This is a genomic window from Oscillibacter sp. CAG:155 (assembly GCA_000436875.1).
In the GTDB taxonomy this organism is placed as follows: domain Bacteria; phylum Bacillota; class Clostridia; order Oscillospirales; family Oscillospiraceae; genus Oscillibacter.
Genome location: FR890847.1, coordinates 1 through 2282, shown reverse-complemented (window position 1 = coordinate 2282; position 2282 = coordinate 1). Strand labels below are relative to the sequence as shown.

Annotated in this window: 1 protein-coding gene and 1 pseudogene; both read right to left on the bottom strand. The window is 58.7% G+C overall.

Translation table 11 applies throughout. The features are described 5' to 3' along the window. A pseudogene (locus tag QZL67_RS01785) lies at positions 1-599 on the bottom strand (phosphatase); the annotation flags it as partial. 182 nt (positions 600-781) lie between these two features. Further along, the gene (locus QZL67_RS01780; protein ID WP_022289067.1) at positions 782-2119 is read right to left on the bottom strand and encodes an MATE family efflux transporter; all 1338 of its coding nucleotides are present in this window, start codon (positions 2117-2119) and stop codon (positions 782-784) included. Positions 2120-2282 lie beyond the last annotated feature (163 nt).

Here is a 2282-nt window from a genome sequence, read left to right as displayed (position 1 = left end):
TTGGCGGCGCCGCTGCGGATGTGCAGCCGGGCGGCCTCGATCTGGGCGGCGGCCTCCGCCTCGATCTTCCGTACCTCTCCCCGGCTGGGCAGGATTCCATCCACGAAGCGGTTGTAGAGTGTCAGCGAGCCGATGGGCAACGAGACCCCCAGCACTGCCCGCCGCTTGGTGAAATACACAAGTTCCGTGCTGCCGCCGCCCACATCCACCAGCAGGCCGCCGTCCAGAGGTGTGCTCTGAAGGGCGCCGTAGTAGTCAAATTCCGCCTCTTCCTCGCCGGAGAGGACCCGCACTTGAAAGCCGCTCTGCGCCTGGATGGCATCCAGGACCTCCTGCGTATTGGTGATATTCCGCAGCGCCGCCGTACCGAAGGGAAACACCCCGTCCAGCGTGATCTGCTCCGTGACCGTCCGCAGCTCCGTAAGGACCTCTACCGCCTTTCGGATACCATCCTTGCTCATCTTCCCCTTGGGCGTGATATATCCGGCGAGCCCTGCCGCGAACTTGTTGTTCAAAACCGGGCGGATGGCTCCGTTGTCCACCCGATAGATCATGAGGCGAATCGTGTTGGAACCAATATCAATGACGCCGTACAGCATAGTTTTGTCCTCCTTGCAATCTTGATTATCATACATTTGCCGCAAAAAATTTCCAGAAAATCCAGATGAAATTTAGGTAAAATCTTTTCTCTTTCCGGTTCAGTCTCCCCGGTCCGCCGCCGGCTCATACTGGTCAAAAGAGCGGAGCAGTCCGGCCCGCTCCGCTCTTTTTCCATTTTCTCTTACAGCTTCCGCCACAGGGTCAGCATCATCACCAGGAAACAGGCGCTGCCGCCCACCAGGTTGGAGATGGGCTCCGACCACAAAACGCCGTCCACCCCCAGGAAACTCGGCAGAATGAAAATCAGCGGCAGTACCAGCGCCACCTTCCGGAACAGGGAAAAGAAGATGGCAAACTTTGCCTTGCCCAGTCCGGTAAAGGTGGCCTGTCCGGACATCTGGAAAGCCATGAAGCAAAAGCCGAAGAAATAGATGTGCAGCATCCCGGCCCCCGTCGTCACCAGTTCCTCATTGTCCGTGAACAGGCGCATCAGCTCATGGGGGAAAGCAAAGACCAGGCCCCAGGCCACCAGCATATATCCCAGGCACACCGCCGTCATAAAGAGGATTCCCTTTTTGACCCGGTCATACTCTCCGGCGCCGTAGTTATATCCCAAAACCGGCTGCGCGCCGCCAGTGAGTCCGTTGGCAGGCATAGTGACCACCTCCCGCACGGAGTTGATGACCGTCATGGCCCCCACCAGCACGTCGCCGCCCAGGGCCCGGAGCTCATAGTTATAGGCGAACTGGGTGACCGCGTTGGTAAAGGACATGATGAAGTGGGAGAAGCCCAGCTGCACCGTATCCTTTAAAATGTCCGGCTGCCAGCGGATCTGCTCCCGGCGCAGAGGGATCAGCGCCCGCTTTCCTGTCAGGAATTTCATCACCCACAGTGCAGACACCAGCTGGGAGACCACCGTGGCGATGGCGGCTCCCCGCACCCCCTGATTGAGTACAAAAATGAACACCGGGTCCAGCACCGCGTTCACCACGGCACCGGCGGTGATGGTGACCATGCCCACCCGGCCGAAGCCCTGGCTGTTGATAAAGCCATTCATGCCAAGGCCCAGCATGGCAAAGGGAGTGCCCCAGATGTAGACGGAAAAATAGTCCCGGGCGTAGGAATAGGTATCAGGACTGGCTCCAAAGATCTCCAGAATGGGCCGCATGAACAATACGCCCACCGCGGTCAGCACCGCCGCCGTCAGCGCCAGCATGTAGCAGGAGGAACCCTGAATCCGGCCCGCCAGCTCCAGGTCCTTTCTGCCCCGGGCGATGGAGCAAAGCGGCGCACCGCCCATTCCGAAGAGGTTGGTAAACGCCGTGATCACACTGATGATGGGGAACACAATGCCCACACCGGTCAGCGCCAGGGAGGAGGCCCCGTCGATGTGGCCGATGAAAAAGCGGTCCACCACATTGTAGAGCACATTCACCATTTGGGCGATGGTCATGGGGACGGCCATGCGGAGGATGTTTCCGGCCATGCTGCCCCGGCTGAAGTCCTGTTTCCCGTCCAATCTGTTTTCCCCTCTCTGAACGCTGTTTTTCGTAATTTTACCTAAATTATACAAACTGTTCCATTTTGTGTCAACCAATGCTCCGGGCTGCCCGCCGGGCCAACGACTTTCCCTGGCGGCTCTCTGCCTTTCTGCGGAGCCATGCTGGCCCGAATAGAAAAAG